The following is a 25,402-nucleotide window of genomic DNA, read 5'->3' on the forward strand; positions in this document are numbered from 1 at the left end:
CGACGACGTTGTATACGATCCGTTCCGTGATGCTATCACCGGCGGCCGCCGATCGGGTCGACTTCTAGGATGTGGAGCGGAGGGGGAGACCATGAGAGCTTTCACGGACAGGGTTCTGCAGGTGCTGCGGCAACTGAGAGGGCCGGATGCATCGGATGCCGTGTTCGAGGCGACCGCGTTGATCGTGGGCGGGGCGTTCCTCATCATCGGCTTCGCGATCGGCTGGCCCGTCTTCTGGGGTCGCGAGCTCGCGATCAGCGGCAGCGGATCCGTGGGGGCCCTCGCGGCGATCGGAGGAGCTGTCGTCGCGGCGGTCGCGTTCGTGCTCGGAAGGCTGGCCGTGCGTCCCGAACAGATCGCCCCGGATGCCGTGCGCGACGGTTTCAGTGTGCCGGGCGACCGGTTGCGCTGGTACGACCTCGCGGCGATCGCCTTCGCCCATGCGGCGATCGCCTACCTCGGCTGGCTCGGCATCGCCAAGCTCCTGGAGAGCAGCTTCACCGATGCGCCGGTGTACGCGTTCCCCGGCGCGGTCCTCGTGGCCGTCGCCTTCGCCCTCACCGCCTACGTGGCCTTCCTGAGCAGCGTCGCTCTGACACCGATGGTGCTCTCGCTCGTCCTCGCCGTGTTCCTCGTGGTCGGCGCCTTCGCGAGCATGTTGGCATCGAGCGACCCGCACTGGTGGCGCGACAATCTCTCGGCCTTGGGCATGAGTTCCAACAGCGCGTCGATCGCGTTCAACGTGACGCTCATCATCGCCGGCGTGATGGTGACCACGATCTCGCGGTATGCGACGGCGGGCCTTCCCGCCACCGACCCCGTCGACCGGCGCGGGCGGTTCATCGTGCGCGGCGGGCTGATCCTGATGGGCATCTTCCTCGCCTGCGTCGGGATCTTCCCGGTCGACGAGTTCTTCCTCGTGCACAACACGGTGGCCACCGGGATGACCGTGGTGTTCGCGGTCGTCGTGATCGGCCTGCCCTGGTTCGTGCGCACCATTCCGCGGGTGTTCGTGGCGTTCGGGTGGTTCTACGTGCTGGTGATCATCCTGCTCGCCGCCTTCTTCGCGGTCGGTTACTACAACCTGACCGCGGTCGAGCTCATCGCGGCGATCCTGATCTTCAGCTGGATCATCGTGTTCCTGCGCACGGCCGGATCGGTGACCGGGCAGACGGTCCGCGACGAGCTCGGGGCCGGGACGGCGGCCTGAACGACGCCGAAGCGTCACGCTCCGCGGAGCGGCGTCACTCTCCGCGGAGCGCCTGGGCCGCATCCGCCGTGCGCTGCAGCGCGTGCACGGTGTGCGCATGACGGCGTTGGGCGACCCCCACGAAGATGCAGTCGACCAGCGCGAGCTGCGCGATGCGGCTCACCATCGCGCCGGCGCGGAACCGCGACTCTCGGGCGTGCGTGAACAGCGCGTGGTCGGCGGCCTCGGCGAGAGGGGAGTCCGCGGCACTCGTGACACCGATCGTGGTCGTGCCCGCCGCGCGGGCGGTGCGCAGGAAGCGCAGCGTCTCGTTCGTCGTACCGGAGTTCGAGAATCCGATGGCGACGCTCTTCTTCGCGGTGAGCGCGGCGGCGGCGCTGGCCTCGTGCGCGTCGGACAGCACGATCGCCGAGCGTCCGATCCGCAGCAGCTTGTGACCGAGATCGTCGGCGACGAGCCTGCTCGCGCCGACACCGAAGAGCAGGATGCGCTTGGACTGATCGATCGCGTCGACCGCGGCGGCCAGCACGTCGTAGTCGAGGCCCGCCACGGTCTCCTCGATCGCGAGCAGCTCGAGGGCGGCGATCTTGCCCGCCGCTTCACGCAGCGAATCGCCGACCGCGATCTCGGAGCCGAAGCCGGCCGGAGCGCTGAACTGCACCGACTCGCGTCCGAGTTCGGCGGCGAGGGCCATGCGCAGCGCGGCGTACCCGCGCAGTCCGATTGCGCGACAGAAGCGCACGACCGAGGCGACCGACGTGTTGCAGAGCTCGGCGAGCTCGGAGATCGTGCTCTCCACGGCCGTCGTGGGATTGTCGCTGATCACGCGGGCGATGCGGGCGAGGGAGGGAGGCAGTGTCTCGGCCGCTGTGGCGATCGTCGTCTGGACGCTCATGACACTCCTCGTGTTCGCGGTCGTGCGGATCCGCCGGACGGATGCCGGTCTGAACAATTGTTTCATGAGAGTCAGAGTCTGCGTAGACTATTTTCATGATCTCTCCGCGTCGCACCGTCGCCGTCGACCTCGGCAAGTCCCGGTGCCGCGTCGCGATCGACGGTTCCCTGCTCGACGGGATCGGCGCTCCCGGGCTGGCAGCGAGCGGCGGTGTCGAGGCCGCTCTCGCCGCGATCCGCCCCCTGCTCGCCGGGGTCCGTGGATCGTTCGATCTGGTCGGGGTCGGTGCCGCCGGAGCGTGGACCGCACCCGGGGCCGCGCAGGAGTTGGCCTCGGCGCTCGCCGCAGACACCGGGGTGCCGGTCGCCGTGGCATCCGACGTCGTCACCGCCCACGCTGGGGCACTGGGAGGAGAGCCAGGAGTTCTGTTGATCGCGGGAACCGGGGCTGCGGCCCTCGGCATCGATGCCGACGGGATCCGGCTCGTCGACGGGTGGGGACCGGAACTGGGCGACTTCGGCAGCGGCTCCTGGCTGGGCCGTGAGGCGCTGCGAGCCGTACTGCGGCAGTCGGCCGGCCTGGCTCCCGACACCGCGCTCACCCGGGTCATCGACGAGCAGATCGGCTCGGCATCCGCCATCGCGACCTGGCTCGCCCTGCCGGAGCCGCTGCCGCGCCGCCTCGCGACCCTCGCGCCCGCCGTGCTCGATGCCGCGGATGCGGGTGACATCGTCGCCGGCGAGATCGCGGCCGACGCCCTGCGTCTGCTCACCGCTTCCGCGGTCGCCGCCTCATCGGGCACCCCCGACGTGACACTCCACGGCGGGCTCACCGATCACGCCTGGTTCCGTTCCGCTCTCGTCGCTGCGCTGCAGGCGGCGGGGCGCCGTGACGTGCCCGCAGCGGGTGATGCGCTGGAGGGCGCGTCACTGCTCGCGCGCCGCGTCGATCTCCCCCATGAAAGGTTCGTGCACCGTGCTGAATGATGCGCCGAATGATGACACCCGACTGACCGCTCTCCTCGCCGTGCTCGAAGGCCTGGGGACCGAGGCGTCGACCACCGAGCGCGGTGACCTCGACCTGCTCGACACCGCCGAGCTCGTACAGCGGATGAACGCGGAAGATGCACGGGTGCCGGCAGCGGTCGCCCTGCGCACCGCGGAGATCGCGGCGGCGGTGGACGGCATCACCGAGCGCTTCCGCCGGGGTGGCCGTCTGATCTACATCGGTGCCGGCACCGCGGGACGCGTCGGCGTGCTCGATGCGAGCGAATGCCCGCCGACGTTCGGCACCGACCCCTCGATGGTCGTCGGACTCATCGCCGGCGGTGAGACCGCCATCCGTTCGGCCGTCGAGAACGCCGAGGACGATGAGGATGCTGCGGCCGACTCCCTGCGCGAGCTCGGACTCTCCGAGAATGACACGGTCGTGGGGATCTCGGCGTCCGGGCGCACGCCCTACGTCGTGGGCGGTCTCGACTACGCCCGCGGCGTCGGCGCGCTGACGGTCGCGATTGCCTCGAACGCCGACTCCGCGATCGGGGCGGCGGCCGAGATAGCGATCGAGGTCGTCACCGGTCCCGAGTTCATCTCCGGGTCGACGCGCCTGAAGTCCGGCACGGCGCAGAAGCTCGTGGTCAACATGCTCACGACGCTCTCGATGATCAAGCTCGGCAAGACCTACCGCGGCGTCATGGTTGACCTCCAGGCCACCAATGAGAAGCTCCATGCCCGTTCGATCCGTACGGTCTCGCAGCTCGCGGGTGTCGGGGTCGACGAGGCGTCGGCGGCGGTGGTATCCGCTCAGGGGTCGGTCAAGCTCGCCGTGCTGATGCTCGCGACCGGAGCATCGGCTGACGCGTCGGCATCCGCTCTCGCCGCAGCCGACGGCATCCTGCGCGACGCGATCACTGCCCTGTCCTGAGGCTCTGGGCTCCGGGGGCCCTGCTTGCTGATGAAGTCGACACCAGCTCGCCGATGAAGTCGACACCAGCTCGCCGATGAAGTTGACACCTGTCGTCGGAATTGGCCCTGAATTCCGGCAACAGGTGTCAACTTCGCTCGCTGGCGTGCTCAGTGGGCTCAGTGGCCGCAGGCGCAGCTGGCGCCTCCGCCGCAGCATCCGTCTGCCGTCGAGGGGGCGTGCGCCTGTGACGACTCCGGCACGTCCATCGCGGGGTTCTGATCGAGGAAGCCGTAGGGCTTGAACCAGAAGCCCGCGTAGTCGACGGGCATGATCGGCCAGTCCTCCGGGCGTGGGAAGTGCGTGAGGCCGAACGTGTGCCACAGCACGATGTCCTCGCCGTCGATCGAGCGGTCTCCGGCGGTGTACTCCGGCAGTCCCGCGCCGCCCTGGTGCGCGTTGGGGTAGCGTCCGGCCGGCCAGACGCTCGCCGGTTCGTACTGCCGTTGCCCAGAGGTGCTTGGTGGCGAACGTCGCGCGCGCGGCCACCGGCGATGCGGGGTCGGCCATGAGCAGCGCGGTCGGCTCCGGCACCAGGTGGTACGCGGTCGGGCGTGCCGACGCGGTTCGTGCGCGACGCGCTCTGCACCTCCCAGACGCGCGCGACCGAGCGTGTCGGCCTCGCGCTGCGCCTCTGACTCCGTGCGCGAGGGCGTGGTCTCCGACCACGTGAACGCGTTGCCGAATGGGTTGTCCGGGCCCATCGGGACGCGCTGTGCGTCGACCTCGACCAGACGGTTGTCCTCACCGTCGATCGCGACGTCGAGGCGCGCGCAGAAGAGGTGCTGGTGCACGGGGGCGAAGACGCCGGGAGCGAGTCTCGGTCGCGTGCGGTTCGGCGGACGCCCGGCTCGCCGGCCGCCGCGAACACGATGCCGGTGGCCTTCGCGACGACCTCGATCGATCCGTCGAGGTAGAAGTACCAGTAGAAGCCGTAGTCGTAGTTGCCGATCGTGGAGAAGTACGACACGACGAAGCGGCGCGAACGGCGCACATCGGCGCGACCGGCCAGATCGGTGTGCTTCCAGAGGATGCCGTAGTCCTCCTCGTGCATGCAGACCACGTTGGGGATGCGCACCGGGTGGCCGTGGTCGTCGGCGACGTAGCCGTCGAGGTACTGGATCACGCCGAGGCAGTCGCAGCCGAGCTCCAGGTGGTTCGCGTTCTTGCCGAGCAGGTACTCGCCGGCGTCGAAGTAGCTGATCCAGAAGCGGCCGGGGGCGGTGTCGCCGTACGGCACGACCATCTCGGGCACGCTCGCCCGGCTCAGCACCGAGCGTCCGCCGAACGAGACGTCGTGCAGCACGAGTCCCTCGCGCGCGTTGAAGTCGACGCGCATCGACCACCCCTCCCACTCCACGAGCGAGCCGGTGACGGCGAAGCTCGGCCCCTCCGGCTGGGTGATCTCGATCGGCTTGAGCGTGGTGCGGGCCGCGCCCTGCACTTCGGGGTAGTAGTTGCCGTGGCCGGAGGGGACCGGCACGTCTCCGTGGTCCTCGACGCGGATCACGGCGTTCGCGGTGAGGTCGATGTGCACGATCAGGCCCTCGACCGGGTGTGCCCAGGGGGAGTCGGCCTCGTCGTACTTCAGGAACGTGAGCGAGCGGATGACGCGGCGCCCCACCTCGTCCGCGCGACCGGTGTAGCCCGGGGCCAGGGGTCCGCAGAACGCCAGCGCCATGTGCTCGTCGAGTCCGCGACGGCGCATCGCGGCCTGCCACTCGGGGGAGGCCTTGGCGATGGTCTCGGCGCGCTCGTACTCCTCGAACAGGTACTGCGGCTGTCCGTAGGGAGGGGCGTCATTGGGTACCCGTTCCGTGCGCACGACCTCGCCTCGGGTGATCGAGACGACGACCTCGGTCGCGACGCCTGTCGCCGTGTCGAGCAGGGTCGCGTCGACGCGGCGGTCGATCGGGGCGCCGGGCTTCCATGCGGCCCGCTCGGCCTTGGTGGGCTCGTCGGGGAGCAGCATCGGCACGCGCACGGTCTCGGTCAGGAGTCCTGCGGCCTCGAGCACGGCGCGAGCGGCGGCGATCTCGGCGCCGGTGAGCGGATCGAGCGGATGCGGGACGGCGATCTTCTCGATCGAGACCGGTTGCGGGGAGTGGTGGGACATCGTCGACCTCACTATTTTCGAGCGAACGCTCAATAAACGGGTTGGCACGATGGTACGACGGAACGACCGGCGTCACAAGAGCCGGATCGCGCATTGCAGTCGAGGCGTCAGGCGCGCCAGGGGCCGAGGATGCCGTCGAGTACGGCGAGATGCGCGGCCTCGGTCTGCGGCTCCGTGACCTCGACCACCTGCTGTCCGTAGGTGATCGATCGCAGCAGCGCCATCACGGCGTCCTGTGGGGTGTCGGGGTGGAGCCCGCCGTCGACCACGGCCTCTTCGAGTGCCTCGCGGATGCTGCCTTGCCACGTCGCGAGCGTCGGGGCACCGGCATCCGGCGCAGCAGCGAGGGTCGCGACGCGTCCCCAGAACCCGACCACGACGCGGGCTTCGGACCGTGTGCGCTCATCGACGGGGAGGACTTCGCGCATGAGCGCGTGCAGGCGGGGGAGGCCGCGCAGCCCGGCGGTGGCGTCGGCGATGCGGGCGTCGGTGCGGCGGGTGACCTCGGCGGCGGCGGCGCGCACGACGTCGTCGAATCCGTCGAAGTAGTGCCACAGCGAGCCGGTCGCGACGCCGAGCTCCTTCGCGACCGCGCGTGACGTCACACTCTCGTGCCCGTCGCGGGCGGCGACGGTCAACAGCGCCTCGGCGATCTGCCGGCGGCGCTCATCATGGTCGACGATGCGGGGCATCTGCCCATCTTGTCGCATCCGCTCGGCGTCCCCATTGCTTTCGATGGATGTCTAGCTATTTTGAGCGATTGATCAATATAATCCGATCCATGGGAGGTCCCGCAGCGATGGTGCTGATGATCGTGAGCGCGATCATCGCGGTCGTGTGCTGCCTGGCGGCGGGTCGCAGGGTTCCCTGGCAGGGGCGTCAGTCGATGATCGTGATGGCGATCGCGATGGTCGGTCTCGCCGTCGCCGCGGGGGATCCCGGTGTCTCGCTGCTCGCCGGAGCCACCCTCCTGCTCTCTGCGATGCTCGGCACGCTGGGACTTCGGGGAGCGACGGCGGTGCGGGCATGCTGCCACCGCGCGTTCGGATCGCTCGTGATGGCACTGTGCGCGTTCGCGAGCGTCGTGCATGGGCTGGACGCGGCGGATACTGCACGTTCGGCGGGGTCGGCGTCGGGATCGGCGTCAGTGTCGACCTCTGTGTCGATGTCCGCGCACGGCGTGCATCTCGGGATGGATGTGGTCGGGGTCGGAGCGACGCTCGGCGTCGTGCTGCTGGTCGTCTGGGGGATCGTCGACCGATTCCGCCCACACTCTCCGGTGCCGTCGTCGCGCCTGCTGAGCGCCGAGGCGTGGGCGATGACGGCGGGAACCGTCATGATGTGGGCAATGCACTGACGACCCCGCAGGGCGACGGTGCTCCGGTACGGTAGCCGCATGCCCCTCGCTCTGATCACCGGCGCAGCGCGTGCGAACAGCATCGCCGCCGGCATCGTCCCTCGTCTGCGTGCGGCCGGATGGACCGTCGTCACCAGCGACCTGCGTGACGCCGATCACCCGGCCGACCTCTCCACTCCCGAGGGGCCGGAGGAGCTGATCTCCGCGGTGGTGCGGGAACACGGCATGATCTCGGCGCTCATCCTGAGCCATGCGCACGACGTCGAATCCGGCATCCTCGACACCACGGCCGAGAGCTTCGACCTGCACGTCGCGGTGAATGCGCGCGCGAGCCTGCTGCTGATCGCGGCCTTCGCGCGTCAGACCGGCGACGACGGCGGAGTGATCGTGGCGCTCACCAGCGATCACGTCACGGGCAACCTGCCGTACGGTGCGTCCAAGGGCGCGCTCGACCGGCTCGTGATCTCGGCCGCGCGCGAGCTCGGGCCGCGCGGGATCTCGGCGAACGTGCTCAACCCCGGTCCGATCGACACCGGCTGGATGGACGACGAGACGCGCACCGGCCTCGGAGACATGACCCCGCTCGGGCGACTCGGTCGCCCCGCCGATGTGGCCGCTGTCGTGGAGTTCCTCGTCTCCGACGAAGGCCGGTGGATCTCCGGGCAGCTGCTCAAGAGCGACGGCGCGTTCTCGGCGGAGTTCTGAGGGCCGGCGCGCAGGATCACCCCGTCGCCGCCGGCCGCACGAACACCCAGGCCGCAACGGCAGCGACGGCGGCGGCGATCGCCATCGTCACCGCCATGGTGACCGCGTTCGTGCCGCCGATTCCCGCAGCGATCGGGGCCAGGACGGGGCCGAACAGGAACGTGGCCATGCCGAGCAGGGCGGATGCCGTGCCGGCCCTCGCCCCGTGATGGGCTAACGCGAGGGTCTGCCCGTTGGGGCCGCCGATGCCCGAGCACAGCATGAAGCCGATGAGTGCGATGACGACACCGAGCACTCCGGTACCGGTGAGCGCGAGCACGAGGAACGCCGTGGTGGCGATCAGTGTGGCAGTGATGCCGCCCAGGTACACGCGCAGTGGACCCCAGCGGCGCACCACGAGCCGGCTGGCCTGGCTGCCGACGATGCTGGCCAGGGCGCCGGCCGCGAACGCGAGGCTGAAGGTCTGCGGAGTGAGACCGAACTCGTCCTGCAGCACGAATGACGACATCGACAGGTACGTGAAGAACGCGACGCCGCCTCCCGCGGCCGCGCACAGCACGGCGACGAACAGCCTGTCGCGCACCACGGCTCCCGCGTGGTCACCCAGCGCCCGCAGCCCGCCGCCGTGGCGGTCAGTGGGGCGCAGGGTCTCGGGAAGTGCGTACACCACCACGAGCAGCAGCACGACGCCGATCGCCCCGAGCATCCAGAAGATCCCGCGCCAGTCCATGATGCGCGCGAGCTGGCCGCCGAGCACCGGCGCGATGATCGGCGCGGTCCCCGAGACGAGGAACAGCAGCGACAGCATCCGCGACAGCTCCGCTCCTTCGAACTGATCGCGCGCGATGGCGAGACAGATCACGATGCCCGCCGAGCCCGCGAGCCCCTGCAGGAACCGCGCCAGCAGCAGCAGCTCGATGTTCGGGGCCACCGCGCACAGCACCGACAGCACGGCGAAGGCCGTCACCCCGACCATGAGTGGGCGGCGACGGCCGAACCGGTCGCTGAGCGGCCCCGCGACCAGTTGCCCGAGCCCGAGGCCGATCATGCACGCCGACATGGTGGCCTGCCCGAGCGCCTCGGTCGTGCCGAGTGAGGCGGCCAGCTGCGGCAACTGCGGCAGATACAGGTCCATCGACAGCGGGCCGAACGCCTCCAGCATCCCGAGCACGAGCATCGCGCGCAGAGTGCTCATCCGTGGCCTCGGTGGGTCATCGTGCGCAGGGATGCTCATCCGTCGAGGCGCAGCGTGCGGTACAGCCAGCTGTCGCGCGCGGCGACCGCAGCGCGGGAGACCTCGGCCTCGGGGGAGAAGCCGGGAAAGCCATGGTAGCCACCCGCCCAGACGTGCAGCTCGGCCTGTCCACCCGTCGCCCAGATGCGCAGGGCGTAGTCGACTGCCTCATCGCGGAAGGTCTCCGCCGCGCCGACCTCGATGAACGCGGGCGCCAGCCCTGAGAGATCCTGCGCACGAGCCGGAGCGGCGTAGGGAGACACCCGATCGGTGAAGCGGTCTGCACCCACGATGGCGTCCCAGGCGGTGTCGTTGTTGTTCCGGTCCCAGGCACCGAATCCGTCGTACTGGCGGGCGGAGACGGTCTCGTTCCGGTCGTCGAGCATCGGGCATCCGAGCAGCTGGCCGGCCAGCTGCGGTCCGCCGCGATCACGTGTGAGCAGGGCCACCGCGGCGGAGAGCCCGCCGCCCGCGCTCATACCCGAGGCGATGATGCGATCGGGATCGATGCCCAGCTCCGCCGCGTGCGCGGCCATCCACTCCAGCGCCGCGTAGCAATCCTCGGCCTGGGCGGGGCCCGGATGCTCGGGCGCGAGGCGATACTCGACGGCGACACCGATCACCCCGTGGCGCTCCGCCAGGTCGATGAGTTCCCCGGTGCCGAAGAACCGGGTGCCGATCACCATCCCACCGCCGTGGATCGACAGCACCGCCGGTGCCGGATCGGCCGACGCCTGTGCAGGACGCACGATCGTGATCGCGATGTCGTCGGCCCCGGCGGGCCCGGGGATCAGTCGGTCCTCCCAGACGACCGCCCTGCCCCGCGCCTGCACCGTCATCGACGGGATGATCGTGGCGAAGTGATCGCGGTTCGCGTGGATCGTGTCGGCGCGCAGCGGGATGATCTCGACCATCCCCACGAAAGCCTCGAGTCCGGCGACGAGCTCCGGATCGTAGGGGACCGGAGTGGGAGCGGTCATCGCGCGCTCTTCCAGATCCGTCGAAGCCACGACGACCGGGCGGCAAGCGCGGCGCGGGTGATCTCCGCCTCCGGCATGTACATGTCGAAGCCGTGCGCCCCACCTCCCCAGACGTGCAGTTCGGCCTGCCCTCCCGTGGCCCAGAGGCTCAGCGCGTACTCCGTGTCCTCATCACGGAACGCCTCGGCCTCGCCGACCTCGATGTACGCGGGCGGAAGTCCGGACACATCGGCGGCCCTGGTCGGGGCCGCATAGGCGGGCGCATCCGCGCTGAAGGCGAGATCGTCGCCGAGCACGCACGACCAGGCCAGCAGATTCATGTCGCGCTGCCAGGTGCCGATGCCGTCGTACTGGCGGCTCGCGACCGTGGTGTTGGTGTTGTCGATCATGGGGCACAGCAGCAGCTGCCCTGCCATGCGCGGGCCCTGCCGATCACGGGCCATGAGCGCGACCGCGGCGGTGAGTCCGCCCCCTGCGCTGCCGCCACCGACGATGATGCGTTCGGGGTCGATGCCGAGCTCCGCGGCGTGCGCGTGCACCCACACGAATGCGGCGTAGCAGTCCTCGACACCGGCGGGGAACGGGTCCTCCGGGGCGAGGCGGTACTCGACGTTCACGGCGATCACCCGGTGCTCGTCGACGATGTCGACCACACGCGCGGTCTCCCAGGACCGGTGGCCGACGATCATCCCGCCGCCGTGGATGTTGACGAACGCGGGGAGTGCGCGGTCCGCGGTGCCGCGCGGGCGGAACACCGTGATCTCGATGTCGGGGGCGCCCGCAGGGCCGGGGATCAGGCGGTCTTCCGCGTCGATGTCGCGGCCCGCGATCACCGTTCCGGCGTCGGGGAACATCCTATCCACGCCTTCGCGGGGGAGCGTCTCGCGGGTGAGGGCGGGCTGCGGGTTCTTCGCGATCTCGTCGAGCACGGCCTGCACCTCGGGGTCGAAGGGCACAGGCGTGAGAGTGGGGTGTCCGGCGGCGGTGGCGGTCATGAGCGTTCCTTCAGGAGGCGGGCGGGAGAGAGGTCGGAATGGGGTCAGGGGCCCTCGGGATCGACGATCCCGCGGTCGGCCCAGAACGGTTCGACCAGGCGGCGCAGTTCAGTGGCGCCGATCCGGTCGACCAGGTTGGCGGCATCGAGGTTCGCGTGCAGCTGCTCGATGCGGGATGCGCCGAAGAGCGTCGTCGTGAGCGCCGGGTGCGTCAGCGTGAAGGCGATGCCGAGCTGCGCCGGCGAGGCATCGAGTGATGTGGCGAGCTCGGTGAAGGCCGGGACGTCGGCGATGATGCGCTCCCGGATGTCGCCGGGATCGCGACCGATCTGCCGGTCACCGGCGACGGTGCCCGCGAGCACGCCACCCTCCAGACAATCGGATGCCTGCAGTGTCAGTCCCTGTTCCCACAGCCTGGCGAAGGGCGCACCGTCCGGGATCGCGCGACGCGCGACGCTGTATTTGAGCTGCGCGATCTGGGGACCGGCGACCCCTTCGTCGGCGGCGATGTCGATCAGCTGCTGGATGCTCGACGCCGACCAGTTGTTGACGCCCCATGCGCGGATCAATCCGGCGTCCGCCAGCTGAGCGAGGTCGAGCACGAGGTCGCGCAGGTCGAGGTCGTCGCGCCGCAGATCGCCGAGGACCACGAGGTCGGCATGCTCGACACCCACGCGCAGCAGCGCGTTCTCCAGTTGCGGTCGGAACCCGTCGGAACCGAACGGCTCGAGCCACAGCTTCGACGAGAGGAGCCACTCGTCGCGTCGCAGGCCCGCCGCGCGCACCATCGCCGAGAAGATGATGTCGGTGAACACGGGGGGGCATGCCCGGTGTGGAATACACGCCGACGTCGAAGAGGTTCACGCCGCGGTCCACCGCCTGCCGCAGCATCATGACCGCATCGGCGAAGTCCATTCGGTCATAGGTGTGCCAGGAGCCGAGCGAGAACAGCGATGCCTGGATGCCGCTGCGACCGATCTCGCGTCGGGGCAGGGGAAGTGCGGGAAGAAGGGTCATGGTCGTCCTCACAGTCGGGGATCGATGACGGCCTTGACCTCATCGAGGTGGTGCATCCGGGCGATCTTGGCCGAGGCCTCGGCGAGGCCGACAGGGGCGCTGAACAGGTCGTCCCAGGGGTAGCGGTCCCCGAAGGCGCTGAAGAACTCGATCGCCCTGGCGTAGTCCGAGATGTCGCCGTTGAGTGAGCCGACCAGCGTGAGCTCCTTGCCCATGATCGCGCTGAGCGGGAAGCCGTCTCCGGCCGGCCCGGTCGATCCGACGATCACGACGGTGCCGCGCTGGGCTGCCATGCCGATCGCATCCGGTCCGACGCTCGGAGCGCCGGCGAAGTCGAACACGTGGTCGGCACCGTTGCCGTTCGTGAGTGCGAGAACCTGATCGACGACGGGACCGTCGCGGAAGTCGACGACGGCATCCGCCCCGAATCGCGCGGCGAGCTCCAGCCGTGGCGCGGGGGCGCCGACGGTGATCACCTGTCCGGCGCCGGCGATCTTGGCGACGGCGGTGGCGAAGATGCCGAGCGCACCTGCCCCCTGCACGACGACCCTCGATCCGGGGCGGATGCGCCCCGCGCGCTCGAACGATCGCAGCACGGTCTTCGCCGCACATCCCGCCATCGACGCCCAGGTGTCCTTGACGGATGCCGGGAGCAGGAGCTTCGCGGCAGCAGGGGTGACATAGGCGTACTCCGCCAGCCCGGCGGTGGCGAACGGCGGCACATCAGAGCGTTGCAGGAAGCCGTACCCTCGGCGGGAGCAGGCGACCGGCTCGCGCAGCACGACGCAGCCGTGGCATTCACCGCATGTCGACTCTGACCAGCCGATGCGATCGCCGGGGGAGAGGGGGCGGCCCAGGGCGTCGCGCGTGTCGGGGCCGGTGGCGACGATCTCGCCCACCATCTCGTGCCCGAGCACCATCGGGAGCATGCCGGGGAACGTCATGCGCCCTTCCCAGATCTCGATGTCGGTGCCGCAGAGGGTCGTGCAGGCGATGCGCACGAGTGCAGCGCCGGGTTCGATGTCGGCGGGCAGCGGCAGATCCTGCAGGGTGAGCGGTTCGCCGTGTGCCGTGAGCACGGCGGCGCGGGTACTGGTGGGGAGCGTCATGGGGGTCCTCTCAGACCAGGAGCTGTCCGCCGTCGACGGCGACGGAGACTCCGGTGATGTGGCTGGCGGCGTCGCTCGCGAGGAAGAGTACGAGCGGGGTGATCTGGTCGACCTCGGCGATCGTGCCCAGCGGAATGCGCGACTCCCAGGCGGCGCGCGCCTGCGGATCCGAGGCGAACGCAGCGGTCAGCGGCGTGAGCACGGGGCCGGGGGCCACCGCGTTCACGCGCACTCCGGACGGGGCGAGCTCGATCGCGGCGGTGCGCGTGAGCGCGTCGACCGCGGCCTTGGTGGCCTCGTAGTGGCCGAGGCCCGGGGTCGGCTGTCGGGCGCCGATCGAGGAGATGTTCACGATCGCGCCGCGGCCGGCCGTCGCGAGCATCGCGCCGAACACACGGAGCATCAGGAACGTGCCGCGGACGTTGACCCGGAGGGCCGCATCGACGACGTCGACCGGGACCTCCTGCAGCGTGCCGCCGCCCGCGACGATGCCGGCGTTGTTGACCAGCACGTCGAGTCCCCCGGTGGCTGTGAGGTGCTCGGCCGCGGCGAGGACGGATGCTTCGTCGCCGATGTCGAGTGCGAGCGCGGTGGCCCCGATCTCGGCGGCGACGGCGGCGGCGGCATCCGCGTCCACATCGCCGATGAAGACCTCGGCTCTCTCCGCGCGGAAGGCGGACGCGATGCCGCGACCGAGCCCGGAGGCGCCTCCGGTGACCAGGATGCGGCGGGGGGATTCGGTCATGTTCGTCCTCACTGACGGGTGTTCTGACGGGATGTGTCCGTTATATTCTACAAACATAGAAAAACACAACCCCGTGTCATGCGGAGCCGAAGGAGTCTTCATGCCCGAATCGACATACCCCGCCAGCGCCCTGGTCTCCGGGGGAGCGACGGTGCCTCCACTGGCGCTCGGATCCTGGAACACGTGGGACCGGATTGCGCCCGACGAGGCGGTCGCCGTGATCCGCCGTGCCGTGGAGCGCGACGCCGGGTTCTTCGATGTCGCCTACTACAACATGGGTCCGCACGCCGAGAACTCGCGGACCGACATCCTGTTCGGCGAAGCCCTTCGCGTGAGCGGAGTCGCCCGCTCCGAGATCGTGCTGTGCGGAAAGCTGTGGCTGTGGGACTGGCCGAACCAGGGTTTCCGCGCGCAGCTGGTCGAGTCGCTGCAGCGTGCGGGCCTCGACGGGTTCGACACGCTGGTGGTGGGGGACTACCTCGACGCGCCGGACATGCCACGCCTCGTGGCCGACGTGAACGCGCTGATCGACGAGGGGCTGGTCGGATCCTGGGGGATCAACAACTGGCGGATCGCGCAGACGCGGGAGGCTCTGGCGGAGGCCGAGGCGCAGGGTGTCACCGGGCCCGTCTTCGCGCAACTGAAGTACGGCATCGCCCGTCGCTCGATGGCGGAGGGCGACGCGTACGGCCCCCTGTTCGCCGACGGGACGCTGACCCTGCAGGCCTCTGATGTGTTCGAAGGGGGAATCCTCGCCACGGGGCGCTCGCCGCAGCGCAAGATCGGCGCCGACGTCGGCGGGATCCGTGAGCGGATCGCCGCGATCTACCCCGAGGTCGAGCGGGTCGCGGGGGAGTTCGGCGTCACGGCTGCCGCGCTCGGGATCGCATTCTGCCTGTCGAATCCGGCGACCGCGAACGTGCTGTTCGGTGCGTCACGCCTCGAGCAGCTGGAGCAGAACCACGCGGCACTCGCGTTGGCGCGCGATCACGGTGACGAGGTCAGGGCTGCGCTCGCCGAGTGCTGGGTCGACCGCGAGGTGCGCGCCGACGGGGTGTGGTGAAAGGGCGGCCTACGCCTCGCGTTCGACGGCGAGCGCCACCGCGCGTTCGAAGGTCGAGACGATGACCTGACGCCGGTCGATGCGGTAGTCCTCATCGGGGTCGAGTTCGTCGATGTACTCGTCCCACACGCGCACATACCGGTCTCGCCAGGACTCGAGCGTGCTGCGCGACGGGAACGTCGCCCCCACCCGTCCGGCGGATCCGATATCGGTGAGGAGCTCCAGCCAGGCGGGCGCCATCGACCCTCCCCACTCGTCGGGCTGCAGCTCGGTGTCGTCGTCCTCATCGGCGAACACCTCCGCGATCTTCGCGATGAGACCGTCCGTGATCTCGCTCAGTCCGTCCGCGACGGTGTCGTCGTCGAAGTTGCCCGGTCCCCACGTGCCCATGCGTCCTCTTCCTCATCGGAATGCCGTGTCGGCCTCTGCCGTCGGATCGACTTCAGCCAAGCAGGTCGACCCGAGGGTGGGCGCTCACCGCGCGGTGTTTCGCCGCACGGGGTGCGCCTCAGTGCGCGCCCCCGAACTCGATCATCGCGACGCCGACCGCGATGAGGGCCACGCCGACTGCCATCAGCGCCGAGAAGTGATCCTTGAAGATCACCCGCCCGAGGATCGCAGTCACGGCGACTCCAGCAGCCGCCCAGATGCCGTAGGCGACGCCCACCGGCATCCCCATCGCGAGGATCGTGCCGAGCAGAGTGAACGCGGCGAGGTAGCCGACCACGATCACCGGAATCCAGCGCTTGCGGCGGAAGCCTTCCGAGGCGCGCAGGCTCAGCGTCGCGGTGACCTCGCTGGCGATCGCGAGGGCGAGCAGCAGCCAGGTCACGATGTGGCCTCCGTCGTCGTCACGGCGGTCGTTTCGCGGGTGTGAGAGCCGAGCTCGACCAGGAGTACCCCGATCACGATCACTCCGACGCCGATGATCTGCACGGGCCCGAGCAGCTCGCCGAACAGCACGGTGCCCAGCACCGCGGTGAGGACGACGCCGATCGCCGACCAGATGCCGTACGCGACGCCCACCGCCATGCCCCTGTCGAGGACGATCGAGAGCAACCACAGGGAACCGCTGTATCCGATCACCACGAGGATCAGCCACAGCGGGTGCGTGAAGCCCTCGGCAGCGCGTAGCGAGAGCGTGGCAGTGACCTCCAGGGCGATGGCGATCAGGAGCGGTGGCCACGCCGAGCGGCGGGGGTGGTCTGTCATCGAGAGGCCTTTCGGATGCGTCCGTGGAGAGAACGCGTCGGATGCTCTCAGGATTCCCTGTCCGGTGGGTGAACGGGAGGGCGGATCACCCTCCTCGGATGCTGGTATACCGGCATTGTATCGAAGATATGTTCGATACTCGGGGTTCGCTCGAGGTAAAATCAGGTATGTCGAAACTGGTCGGGGTGCACGAGGCGTTGGGTCGCCTCGATGCAGCCTGGGCGGGGGCGGATGACGCGCAAGATCTCACGCGGGAGCAGTTGGTCGCGGTCAATGACGCGATCGGGGTGTTGCAGCGGCGGTTGTCGTCCGTGCACGTGGCGGTCGCGGCGGGTATCGCCCGGGAGTCGCGGCCGGAGCTGGGCGCGGCGAGTCTGGCGAAGCAGCAGGGTTTCCGGAATCCGGCGACGTTGATCGCAGCTACGACGGGGGTGTCGGCGGGGGATGCGTCCCGGTTGGTGGCGGTGGGGGAGGCGACGGCGCCGCGGGCGGATCTTCTCGGAGCGCGGTTGCCGGCGAAGTACCCGCGGGTTCGGGAGGCGTTGGCCTCGGGGGCGCTGAGTGCGCAGGCGGCGGCATTGATCATCGGAGCGCTGGAACGCTGCCGGGTGGCGGCCGGGGCGGTGCGGGTCGCCGAGGGGGAGCGGGCACTGGTGGAGGCGGCGGCCGGACTGGCGCTGGATGCGGTGCGCAAGCTGGTCGTGCGGGCGGAGGCGTGGTTGGACCCCGACGGGGTGCCGTCGCGAGACGAGGAGCGGCGGGCGAAGCGGGCGCTGACGATGTTCGAGCGTGACGAGATGCTGCACCTGAACGCGGTCCTGGATGCGGAGAGTGCCGCCCCGGTCGTTGCGGCGGTGCGCGGGTTCGTCACGGCGGCGTTCGCAGCGCGCAAGGATGCCCCGCACCCCGACGCGGTGGATGCGGATCGGCGTACGGTCCCGATGATCCAGGCCGACGCGCTGGTCGCGTTCTGCGCGCACATGATCGACTGCGACACCCGGGTGCCGTTGGCGGGAGCGACGGTGATCGTGCGGATGACCCTGGACGACCTGGAATCCGGTACCGGGGCGGCGACGATCGACGGGATCGAGGCCCCGGTCGGCGTCGCAGCGGCACGACGGATGGCCGCCGGGGCCGGAGTGATTCCCTGGGTGATGGGCTCAGACAGCGAGATCCTGGACTGGGGCAGAGAGAAACGCCTCTTCACCCGAGCGCAACGCCTCGCGTTGGTGGAACGTGATGGCGGGTGCGCGATGTGCGGGCTGCCACCGGAGATGACGAAAGCGCACCACATCCGATGGTGGCGCCGCGATACTGGGCCGACGGACCTGTCCAACGGGGTGCTGCTGTGCGAGACATGTCACCACCGCATCCACGACAACGACTGGGAGATCCGCATCGACGGCACCGGCACCACCGCCCGGGTCTGGTTCACCCCGCCCCGCTGTGTCGACCCCGCGCGCACCCCACGGCTGGGCGGCAGGGCCCGCTTCGACATCGCGCCTGAGGTGCGCACGCGTCATCAGGACTCGTCGGCGACGATCTCGGCTTTGAAGCCGGCGGTGTTCTCCAGCCAGCCGGCGTAGTGATCCGGGCCTCCCGCGTGGGGGTAGCGCTCCGAGTACAGCGGTCGCCAGCCGTGCGCTGGAGCGGCAGCCATCATCGCATCGACACGGTCGGCGCCACCCGCCGCGAAAGCGAGGTGGTTCACCCCCGGCGCTCGGCGGTCATGCACCGAACCGGACAGAGTCGGCGACGTCGTGAGCGTGAGGTACACGCCGCCCGCTGACCAGGACTCGCCTTCGCTCCATTCGCTCGTGAGTGCGAAACCGAGCTCGCGCAACAACCAGCCCCACTCTGATCTCGCCTGCGCGAGGTCAGCGACCCAGATCTCCACGTGATGCAATCCCGACACGGAGCAAGTCTTGCAGCAGCACCCGCTCTCCTGAAACGACCAAGCCCTGCGCGCTCGGACAAGCCGGGTGCGTCCCCAGGCATGGATGCCGCACTCCTCGCCCCAGAATGTCCTTGCGCTCTTTTTCCACGCATGTAGACTAACCAGCACGACACATCGAAGTGGCGTCTGATCCGGCTCTCCGGCCAGTGGCTCTTCGAACCTTCTTCACCACTCCCTGCACCCGAGAGAAGGAACCATGAAACGAATGCCCCTTGCGATCGCCGCGGCCCTCGCCGCGGCCCTCGCGCTCACCAGCTGCAGCGGCGGAGCCGCACCGACTCCGTCCGACGGCAGCGGCGTGGACAGCCCTGACGCCCTGAACATCGGCAACTTCCTCGACGTCACGTCGTGGGACCCGTCGCTCGCCGACATCGGCTTCGACGGACCGTACCTGTCCGCCGTCTACGACGCCCTGATCGCCCTCGACAAGGACGGCAACCCGATCCCGTCGCTCGCGACCGCGTGGACCGTCGCTGACGACGACCTCAGCATCGACCTCGACATCCGCACCGACGCCGTGTTCAGTGACGGCACACCGGTCGACGCCGACGCCGTGGTCAAGAGCCTCGAGTACCTCAAGGCCGGAGCTCGGTCGGGGGAGGCCTACCTCAACGTCTCCTCGTTCGAGAAGGTCGACGATGACACGATCAGCATCACGCTCACGCAGCGCGATGACACGATCCTGTATCTGATGGGCCTCGGTCGCAGCTACGTCATGTCTCCGGCATCCATCGACGCCGACTCGCTCGGCAAGGAGCCGATCGGCTCCGGACCGTACGTGCTCGACAGCGCGACCAGCGTCGCCGGCGCGGAGTACCACTTCACCAAGGTCGCCGACCATTGGGACGCCAAGACATACCCCTTCGCCGAGCTCTCGATCTTCCCGATCACGGATGCCACGGCACGCCACAACGCGATGCTCAGCGGACAGATCAACGTGCAGTACGGGGATGTCGCGAACCTCGAGCAGGCCGACCAGCAGGGGTGGAACGTCGCACAGCGCGTCTCCGGCTGGGCTGGTCTCGTGATCACCGACCACACCGGCGCCAAGAGCGAACCCCTCGGCAAGCTCGAAGTGCGCCAGGCCTTGAACTATGCCTTCGACGGCGCCGCAGTGCTCGCCGCGGTCGGCAGTGGGGCAGGGGTCGCGACCAATCAGGTGTTCCCCGACGGCGGTACCATCAACGATCCGTCGCTGAACGAGACCTACGCCTACAACATCGACAAGGCCAAGGAACTGCTGGCAGAGGCCGGCTACCCCGACGGCTTCGAGATCTCGATGCCCATGTCGCCGATCTTCGAGATGTGGAAGCCCTCTGCGGAGCAGGCCCTCAACGAGCTCGGCATCACCGTCACCTGGGACAACATGCAGATGCCGGACTACCAGCTGAACGCGCCGAACTACCCGATGTTCATCTCGTTCCTGGCCATGGACGGAAACGACGTCGCGACGGTCTCCCGTCAGCTCACGAGTGTGCAGTGGTTCAACCCCGAGCCCGACTACGCGAAGAACGAGGTCATCGCCCCGCTCGTCGAGAAGGTGCAGAGCGCCCGCGGCGATGAGCAGACGGCCGCCATCCAGGAGCTGAACCAGGCGCTCGTCGACCAGGCGTGGTGGTCGGTCTGGTACCAGGCGAACAACATCTACTACACCGCTGCCGGCATCCAGCTGCAGCCGGTGGTCGGGATGATGTTCCCCACCCTGCGCTACATCACTCAGGGCTGACGCCCGTCGGGGCGCCCCCGGCCGGATCATCGCGACCGCGGCGATCCGGACCGGGAGCCGCCCCGGCATCCATCCCCCTCCGACCCTCCGAGAGGTCCTCATGCTTCTGTTCACGGCGAAGCGGGTGCTGTCCGGCATCCTCCTGCTCGTCGCGGTGTCGATCGGCACGTTCTTCCTCGCCCATCTGGCGATCAGCGATCCGACCGCCGCGCTGCTGGGCACCACGGCGAGCCCCGCCCAGCAGGCTGCACTCGCCGAGAAGATCGGTCTCGACCGCCCGCTCCTGGTGCAGTTCTGGGACTGGCTCTCGCACGCCGCGCTGCTGGACTTCGGGGTCTCCTGGCGCAACTTCCAGCCCGTCGCCGATCAGCTCGCGATCAAGGTGCCCGTCACTCTCTCGGTCGTCACCTTCGCCACCCTCATCACCGCCGTCATCGGCGTCGCGTTCGGCATGATCACGGGGCTGCGTCCCGGCACCTGGTTCGACCGGATCATCAAGGGCATCTCGGTCGTGCTCTTCGCACTTCCCGGGTTCTGGGTCAGCCTCGTGCTGGTCATGTGGCTCGCGGTGCAGCTGAAGTGGTTTCCCGCCGTCGGTTACGTGCCCCCGACGCAGTCGGTCGACGGGTGGCTGCGCTCGATCACCCTTCCGGCCATCTCGCTCGCCCTCGGCGGCATCGTCGCGGTGTCGGAGCAACTGCGCAACGCCGTCATCGCGCAGAGCCGCCAGGACTGGGTGCGCACCCTCCGCAGCCGCGGGCTCTCGCCGACGCGGGTGAACCTGCACATCCTGCGCAATGCCTCCCCGGCAGCGCTCACGGTGATCGCGCTGATGTTCGTCGGGCTGCTCTCCGGGGCGATCGTGGTCGAGCAGATCTTCAGCCTCCCCGGTCTCGGACAGCTCACCAACCAGTCCTCGCAGAACGGCGACATCCCGATGCTGCTCGGCATCACCGTGATCTCGATCGTCTTCGTCGTCCTCATCAACCTCCTGCTCGACCTCGTACTCGGCTGGATCAACCCGAAGGTGCGCGTCGCATGACCACCACAGACATCCGCGTCGCCTTCGACCGTGCTGCGCAGAAGCGCCGATCCAGCCTGCTCCGCCGCTTCCTCCGCCACCCCGGGGGCTACATCCCGCTCGCGATCTTCCTGCTGATCCTGCTCGTGGGCGTCTTCGCGCCCCTGCTCGCGCCCATGGATCCGAACTTCGTCGACCTCGCCGCGGCGAAGGCCGCTCCCGGTCCCGAGCACCTCCTCGGCGGAGACTCCACCGGCCGCGACATCCTCTCCCGCCTCATCTACGGCACCCGCACGACGCTGTGGGGTGCGCTCATCACGATCGTGACCGCGCTCGTGATCGGCGTGCCGTCAGGCGTCGCGGCCGGGTACTTCGGCGGAGTCTTCGACCGGGTCGCCACCTGGATCAGCGACGCGCTGCAGTCGATCCCCGGCATGATCATCCTGCTCGTGGTCGCAGCGGGAAGTCGCAACAACTTCGAGGTGCTGATGGCCACGGTCGGCGTGTTCATGGTGCCCGGCTACTTCCGTATCTCCCGGTCCCAGACCCTCGCCGTGCGGGGCGAGCCCTATATCGACGCCGCCCGCGTCTCCGGGCTCTCGGACGCGCGCATCATCTTCCGGCACGTGATCACGGCGGTGTACCCGCCGGTCATCATCCAGACCGCCCTCACCGCCGGCATCGCGATGGGCATGCAGGCCGGCCTCCAGTTCCTCGGCATCGGCGACTCGAACGTCCCCAGTTGGGGTGCGATGATGCTCGAGGGTTTCCGCCTCATGCTCACCTATCCGCTCATGTTGCTGTGGCCCTCGGCGGCGCTCGGTCTCACGATCGCCGTGCTCGCGATCATGGGATCGACCCTCGCCGAACTCGTGCAGGTACGCACGCCGCGCGCTGCCCGCCGGCGCACGCGCTCCGCCGTATCGGCCGCGCCGTCGACCGCCCCGGCGCCGATCGTCGCGGCGACGGGGTCTACGCGGCACGAGGCTGCAGCGGCAGCGCTGCGGATCGAGAACCTGCGCGTCGCGCACGCCACGCCTGCAGGCGAGACCGAGGTGGTGCACGGCGTCACCCTCGATGTCGCGCCCGGCGAGGTCGTCGGCATCGTGGGGGAGTCGGGTTCAGGCAAGTCGCAGACCGTGTTCTCGGTGCTCGACCTGCTGCCGTCGACCGGCCGCGCGGTCGCCGATGCGATCTGGGTCGGCGGCACCGACGTCACCCGGGCGACACCGTCGCAGCGACAGGCGCTGCTCGGCCGCTCCATCGGCTACGTGCCGCAGGAGCCGATGAGCAACCTCGACCCCTCGTACACGATCGGCCACCAGCTCATCGAGCCGCTGCGTCGCACCCACGGGCTGAGCAGGGCGGCAGCGAAGGAGCGCGCACGCGCGATGCTGTTGCGGGTCGGGCTCGCCGATCCCGACCGGGTGATGCGCAGCTACCCGCATCAGGTGTCCGGCGGCATGGCGCAGCGCGTGCTGATCGCGGGCGCGATCGCGGGCAAGCCGTCGCTGCTGGTCGCCGACGAGCCAACCACGGCCCTCGACGTGACGGTGCAGGCGGAAGTGCTCGAACTGCTGCGCGAGCTGCAGGCCGAGTACGGCATGGCGCTGCTGATCGTCACCCACAACTTCGGCGTGGTGGCCGACATCTGCGATCGCGTGATCGTGATGCGCGGCGGTGACATCGTGGAGTCAGGCCCGGTCGACGACCTGTTCGCGGCTCCCACCGAGGAGTACACGCGCGCACTGATCGCGGCGTCGCTCGACGATGCGGATGGGCGTGCCGCGCTCGATCGGGCAGCCAGGCCGTCCGCACTGATCACGGAGGTGAACGCATGAACGCGCTGATCGAGGTCGAGAACCTCGTCGTCGAATACGGCCGCGGACGCGGCGCCTTCCGCGCGCTGCACGGTGTCTCGCTCGACATCGCGCCGGGCGAATGCCTTGGGCTGGTCGGCGAATCCGGTTCGGGCAAGTCCACTCTCGGCAAGGCGATCCTCGGACTCGCGCCGGTCACGGGCGGCAGTATCCGCTTCGACGGTCAGGACATCACGCGGCTGAGCGGGCGCGGGCGCCGTGCGCTGGCGGATGACGTGCAGGTCGTGTTCCAGGATCCTTACGGCTCCTTGAATCCGGCCATGACCATCGGTGACATCCTCGCCGAACCTCTGCTCACCACCGGCATCGGAGCGAAGGCGGCGGAGGCGAAGGTGCGGGAGATGCTCGATCGGGTGAGCCTGCCCGTCGCCGCGATGGACCGCTACCCGAGTGAATTCTCGGGAGGGCAGCGGCAGCGCATCGCGATCGCCCGTGCCCTCGTCCGAGGGCCACGGCTCATCGTGTGTGACGAGCCGGTCAGCGCGCTCGACCTCACCACGCAAGCCACGATCCTCGATCTGTTCATCGAGCTGCAGCGCGACACCGGGGTGTCGTACCTCTTCGTCTCGCACGACCTGGGCGTCGTGCGCCGCGTCTGCCATCGGGTCGCCGTGATGTATCGCGGCGAGCTGGTCGAGGTGGGCGAGGGCGAGCAGGTCACCCGGGCGCCACAGCATGCGTACTCCGAGCGGCTACGGCTTGCCTCTCCGGTCGCCGACCCCACGGCGCAACGCGCCCGCCGTGCACAATGGCTCGCTCTGCGGGAGGTGCCGGATGCGGCGGTACGGTAGCTCCAGGCCCGATCCCTCCCCGCGCCGACGCGGAATGTGCGGAGGATCGCCGATCCAGAACCGGCCGGAAGGACTCCATGCCGAAGATCATCGACCACGACCAGCGTCGACGGGACATCGTCGAGGTGGCCAAGAGCATCATCCTCAAGGGTGGGTTCGAGGCGGCCACGATGCGCAGCATCGCGGCGGAGGCGGGCTTCGCGAACGGTGCGCTGAAGCACTACTTCCCCGGCAAGGAGAGCATCGTCGCGGCGACGTTCGAGACCGTGCTGCACGAGCACGACGAATGGCTGCAGGAGTCGATCTCGGCGGGCGCGACGCCCGAGCAGATGCTCAGGCAGGTGCTCGAGGGAACGCTGCCGAGCGCCGTCGACGAGATCGCGAGCGGACGCGTGCTGTTGGCACTCTGGGAGTACGCGATGTCGAACGACTCCCTCACGGAGCTCTACCGCACGCATCTCGGCCGCTGGCACGCGATGCTCGTCGAGCGGATGGAGGCAGCCCGCGAGGTGGGGGCCATCCGGGAGCAGGACTACGCCCCGTTCGCGAACGAGTTCATCTCGGTCGCGGTCGGCGCGACGGTCATCAACCTCATGTACCCCGACGGCGAGCGCATCGCCGACTACCAGACCTATATCGACCAGTTCCTGGCGCGGCTCGGCTGACCGCGGCGCGCCGGATCCGACAGGACGGCGCACCGTGACATCCCCACTCTCCATCGCACACCACCCGGGCTCCGGGCGACCGGTCGTGTTCCTGCACGGACTCGCCTCGCGCGGGGAACAGGATTGGCCCGAGGCCGAATGGGCCGCCGTGTTCGACGACCGGCCGCGGCTCGTGGTCGATCTTCCCGCGCACGGTGACAGCCCCGCACTCGGAGTGTCGGGGACGTCTGCCGTGCTCGATGCCCTGGCGACCGGTATCGGAGCGGAGGAGGTCGATGTCGTGGCGTACTCGCTCGGTGCACGTCTCGCCTGGGATCTGGCGAGGCGGCCCGACGTCACCGTGCGCCGGCTGGTGCTCGGCGGACTCAGCGCGGGGGAGCCCTTCGCTGCCGTGGATCTCGCCGCTACTCGTGCGGCGCTCGCGGGCGGGCCGGCACCGAGCGATCCACTCACGGCCATGATCGGGCACATGATCTCGCTGCCCGGGAATCGGCCGGATGCGCTGATCGATCTGATCGAGGGGCTCGCGGCAGAGCCGTTCGCGCCGGACCACGACGGCCCGAGGATGCCGGTGATGCTCCTCGGCGGTGCGGATGACGGCATGGCGGCGGGGATCGATGCGCTCACCGCGCTGCTGCCCGACGCGCGAACGACGCGGGTGCCCGGAGACCACCTCGCGGCGCTGCACGCGCCGGAGTTCCGGGACGCCGTGCGGAACTTCCTCGCCGGCTGAACGGCATCCTGCATCTCGACTTCTCGCTG

General features: G+C 69.4%; 25 protein-coding genes and 4 pseudogenes. 13 read left to right on the forward strand and 16 right to left on the reverse strand.

Annotated features, from left to right (window positions below):
* The first annotated feature begins 91 nt into the window (after positions 1-91).
* Positions 92-1,210, forward strand: coding sequence for a DUF998 domain-containing protein (locus P0Y60_06965; GenBank protein WEK62478.1), 1,119 nt, complete (start codon positions 92-94; stop codon positions 1,208-1,210).
* 34 nt (positions 1,211-1,244) lie between these two features.
* Here the strand turns inward: P0Y60_06965 and P0Y60_06970 are convergent, their stop codons facing one another.
* Positions 1,245-2,105 carry a MurR/RpiR family transcriptional regulator gene (locus tag P0Y60_06970; GenBank protein ID WEK62479.1) on the reverse strand — a complete coding sequence of 287 codons (861 nt, stop codon included), beginning with the start codon at positions 2,103-2,105 and terminating at the stop codon, positions 1,245-1,247.
* A 95-nt stretch (positions 2,106-2,200) separates the two neighbouring features.
* Here P0Y60_06970 and P0Y60_06975 point away from each other — a divergent pair, with 95 nt between their 5' ends.
* Both P0Y60_06975 and murQ read left to right on the forward strand, forming a co-directional pair.
* Positions 2,201-3,091, forward strand: a complete 891-nt coding sequence (locus P0Y60_06975; protein WEK62480.1) for a BadF/BadG/BcrA/BcrD ATPase family protein — start codon at positions 2,201-2,203, stop codon at positions 3,089-3,091.
* Complete coding sequence (gene murQ, locus P0Y60_06980; GenBank protein ID WEK62481.1) at positions 3,081-4,028, forward strand: N-acetylmuramic acid 6-phosphate etherase; 948 nt, start codon at positions 3,081-3,083, stop codon at positions 4,026-4,028. The genes P0Y60_06975 and murQ overlap by 11 nt, the downstream gene beginning before the upstream one ends.
* Positions 4,029-4,186: 158 nt before the next feature.
* Here murQ and P0Y60_06985 read toward each other — a convergent pair.
* From P0Y60_06985 to P0Y60_07005, 5 genes and pseudogenes are all read right to left on the reverse strand, one after another.
* Positions 4,187-4,450 (reverse strand): annotated as a pseudogene (locus P0Y60_06985) (tyramine oxidase).
* Positions 4,451-4,514: 64 nt separating this feature from the next.
* Positions 4,515-4,601: pseudogene (locus tag P0Y60_06990) on the reverse strand (hypothetical protein).
* A gap of 140 nt (positions 4,602-4,741) precedes the next feature.
* Positions 4,742-4,861: pseudogene (locus P0Y60_06995) on the reverse strand (hypothetical protein).
* Between the two features lie 113 nt (positions 4,862-4,974).
* Positions 4,975-6,039: pseudogene (locus P0Y60_07000) on the reverse strand (tyramine oxidase).
* A gap of 251 nt (positions 6,040-6,290) precedes the next feature.
* A complete protein-coding gene (locus tag P0Y60_07005; protein ID WEK62482.1) occupies positions 6,291-6,875 on the reverse strand; it encodes a TetR/AcrR family transcriptional regulator in 585 nt (194 codons plus the stop codon).
* An 89-nt stretch (positions 6,876-6,964) separates the two neighbouring features.
* Between P0Y60_07005 and P0Y60_07010 the strand changes: the two genes are divergently transcribed.
* Both P0Y60_07010 and P0Y60_07015 read left to right on the forward strand, forming a co-directional pair.
* Positions 6,965-7,540, forward strand: a complete 576-nt coding sequence (locus P0Y60_07010; protein ID WEK62483.1) for a hypothetical protein — start codon at positions 6,965-6,967, stop codon at positions 7,538-7,540.
* Between the two features lie 39 nt (positions 7,541-7,579).
* Positions 7,580-8,245, forward strand: coding sequence for an SDR family oxidoreductase (locus tag P0Y60_07015; protein WEK62484.1), 666 nt, complete (start codon positions 7,580-7,582; stop codon positions 8,243-8,245).
* A gap of 16 nt (positions 8,246-8,261) precedes the next feature.
* Here P0Y60_07015 and P0Y60_07020 read toward each other — a convergent pair whose 3' ends face one another.
* The 6 genes from P0Y60_07020 to P0Y60_07045 all read right to left on the reverse strand — a co-directional run bounded on the left by P0Y60_07020 (position 8,262) and on the right by P0Y60_07045 (position 14,325).
* Complete coding sequence (locus P0Y60_07020) at positions 8,262-9,440, reverse strand: multidrug effflux MFS transporter (GenBank protein WEK62485.1); 1,179 nt, start codon at positions 9,438-9,440, stop codon at positions 8,262-8,264.
* Positions 9,441-9,475: 35 nt separating this feature from the next.
* A complete protein-coding gene (locus P0Y60_07025; GenBank protein WEK62486.1) occupies positions 9,476-10,459 on the reverse strand; it encodes an alpha/beta hydrolase in 984 nt (327 codons plus the stop codon).
* Complete coding sequence (locus P0Y60_07030; GenBank protein WEK62487.1) at positions 10,456-11,454, reverse strand: alpha/beta hydrolase; 999 nt, start codon at positions 11,452-11,454, stop codon at positions 10,456-10,458. Before P0Y60_07030 ends, P0Y60_07025 begins: the two co-directional genes overlap by 4 nt.
* Positions 11,455-11,498: 44 nt before the next feature.
* Entirely contained in the window at positions 11,499-12,269 is a 771-nt protein-coding gene (locus tag P0Y60_07035; protein ID WEK62488.1) for an aldo/keto reductase, read from the reverse strand.
* A 210-nt stretch (positions 12,270-12,479) separates the two neighbouring features.
* Complete coding sequence (locus P0Y60_07040; GenBank protein ID WEK62489.1) at positions 12,480-13,580, reverse strand: zinc-binding dehydrogenase; 1,101 nt, start codon at positions 13,578-13,580, stop codon at positions 12,480-12,482.
* A gap of 10 nt (positions 13,581-13,590) precedes the next feature.
* Positions 13,591-14,325 carry an SDR family oxidoreductase gene (locus tag P0Y60_07045; GenBank protein WEK62490.1) on the reverse strand — a complete coding sequence of 245 codons (735 nt, stop codon included), beginning with the start codon at positions 14,323-14,325 and terminating at the stop codon, positions 13,591-13,593.
* Positions 14,326-14,425: 100 nt separating this feature from the next.
* Between P0Y60_07045 and P0Y60_07050 the strand changes: the two genes are divergently transcribed.
* Entirely contained in the window at positions 14,426-15,388 is a 963-nt protein-coding gene (locus P0Y60_07050; GenBank protein ID WEK62491.1) for an aldo/keto reductase, read from the forward strand.
* A 9-nt stretch (positions 15,389-15,397) separates the two neighbouring features.
* On the opposite strand, the gene P0Y60_07055 is transcribed toward P0Y60_07050, so the two are convergent.
* The 3 genes from P0Y60_07055 to P0Y60_07065 form a co-directional block, all read right to left on the reverse strand.
* Entirely contained in the window at positions 15,398-15,778 is a 381-nt protein-coding gene (locus P0Y60_07055; GenBank protein WEK62492.1) for a DUF4259 domain-containing protein, read from the reverse strand.
* A gap of 118 nt (positions 15,779-15,896) precedes the next feature.
* Complete coding sequence (locus tag P0Y60_07060; GenBank protein WEK62493.1) at positions 15,897-16,220, reverse strand: multidrug efflux SMR transporter; 324 nt, start codon at positions 16,218-16,220, stop codon at positions 15,897-15,899.
* Entirely contained in the window at positions 16,217-16,600 is a 384-nt protein-coding gene (locus P0Y60_07065) for a multidrug efflux SMR transporter (GenBank protein ID WEK62494.1), read from the reverse strand. Before P0Y60_07065 ends, P0Y60_07060 begins: the two co-directional genes overlap by 4 nt.
* Positions 16,601-16,767: 167 nt before the next feature.
* Here P0Y60_07065 and P0Y60_07070 point away from each other — a divergent pair, with 167 nt between their 5' ends.
* The gene (locus P0Y60_07070) at positions 16,768-18,186 is read left to right on the forward strand and encodes a DUF222 domain-containing protein (protein ID WEK62495.1); all 1,419 of its coding nucleotides are present in this window, start codon (positions 16,768-16,770) and stop codon (positions 18,184-18,186) included.
* Here P0Y60_07070 and P0Y60_07075 read toward each other — a convergent pair.
* A complete protein-coding gene (locus tag P0Y60_07075; protein ID WEK62496.1) occupies positions 18,123-18,515 on the reverse strand; it encodes a VOC family protein in 393 nt (130 codons plus the stop codon). The genes P0Y60_07070 and P0Y60_07075 overlap by 64 nt on opposite strands.
* Positions 18,516-18,753: 238 nt before the next feature.
* Here P0Y60_07075 and P0Y60_07080 point away from each other — a divergent pair, with 238 nt between their 5' ends.
* From P0Y60_07080 to P0Y60_07105, 6 genes are all read left to right on the forward strand, one after another.
* The gene (locus P0Y60_07080; protein WEK62497.1) at positions 18,754-20,283 is read left to right on the forward strand and encodes an ABC transporter substrate-binding protein; all 1,530 of its coding nucleotides are present in this window, start codon (positions 18,754-18,756) and stop codon (positions 20,281-20,283) included.
* 100 nt (positions 20,284-20,383) lie between these two features.
* Positions 20,384-21,325 carry an ABC transporter permease gene (locus P0Y60_07085; protein ID WEK62498.1) on the forward strand — a complete coding sequence of 314 codons (942 nt, stop codon included), beginning with the start codon at positions 20,384-20,386 and terminating at the stop codon, positions 21,323-21,325.
* A complete protein-coding gene (locus P0Y60_07090) occupies positions 21,322-23,145 on the forward strand; it encodes a dipeptide/oligopeptide/nickel ABC transporter permease/ATP-binding protein (GenBank protein WEK62499.1) in 1,824 nt (607 codons plus the stop codon). Before P0Y60_07085 ends, P0Y60_07090 begins: the two co-directional genes overlap by 4 nt.
* On the forward strand, positions 23,142-23,975 hold the full coding sequence (locus tag P0Y60_07095; protein ID WEK62500.1) for an ATP-binding cassette domain-containing protein: 834 nt from the start codon (positions 23,142-23,144) through the stop codon (positions 23,973-23,975). Before P0Y60_07090 ends, P0Y60_07095 begins: the two co-directional genes overlap by 4 nt.
* 77 nt (positions 23,976-24,052) lie before the next feature.
* Complete coding sequence (locus P0Y60_07100) at positions 24,053-24,640, forward strand: TetR/AcrR family transcriptional regulator (protein ID WEK62501.1); 588 nt, start codon at positions 24,053-24,055, stop codon at positions 24,638-24,640.
* Between the two features lie 34 nt (positions 24,641-24,674).
* The gene (locus P0Y60_07105; GenBank protein ID WEK62502.1) at positions 24,675-25,373 is read left to right on the forward strand and encodes an alpha/beta hydrolase; all 699 of its coding nucleotides are present in this window, start codon (positions 24,675-24,677) and stop codon (positions 25,371-25,373) included.
* Positions 25,374-25,402 lie beyond the last annotated feature (29 nt).

Origin of the sequence: Candidatus Microbacterium colombiense (assembly GCA_029203165.1) — a bacterium.
Lineage (GTDB): Bacteria > Actinomycetota > Actinomycetes > Actinomycetales > Microbacteriaceae > Microbacterium > Microbacterium colombiense.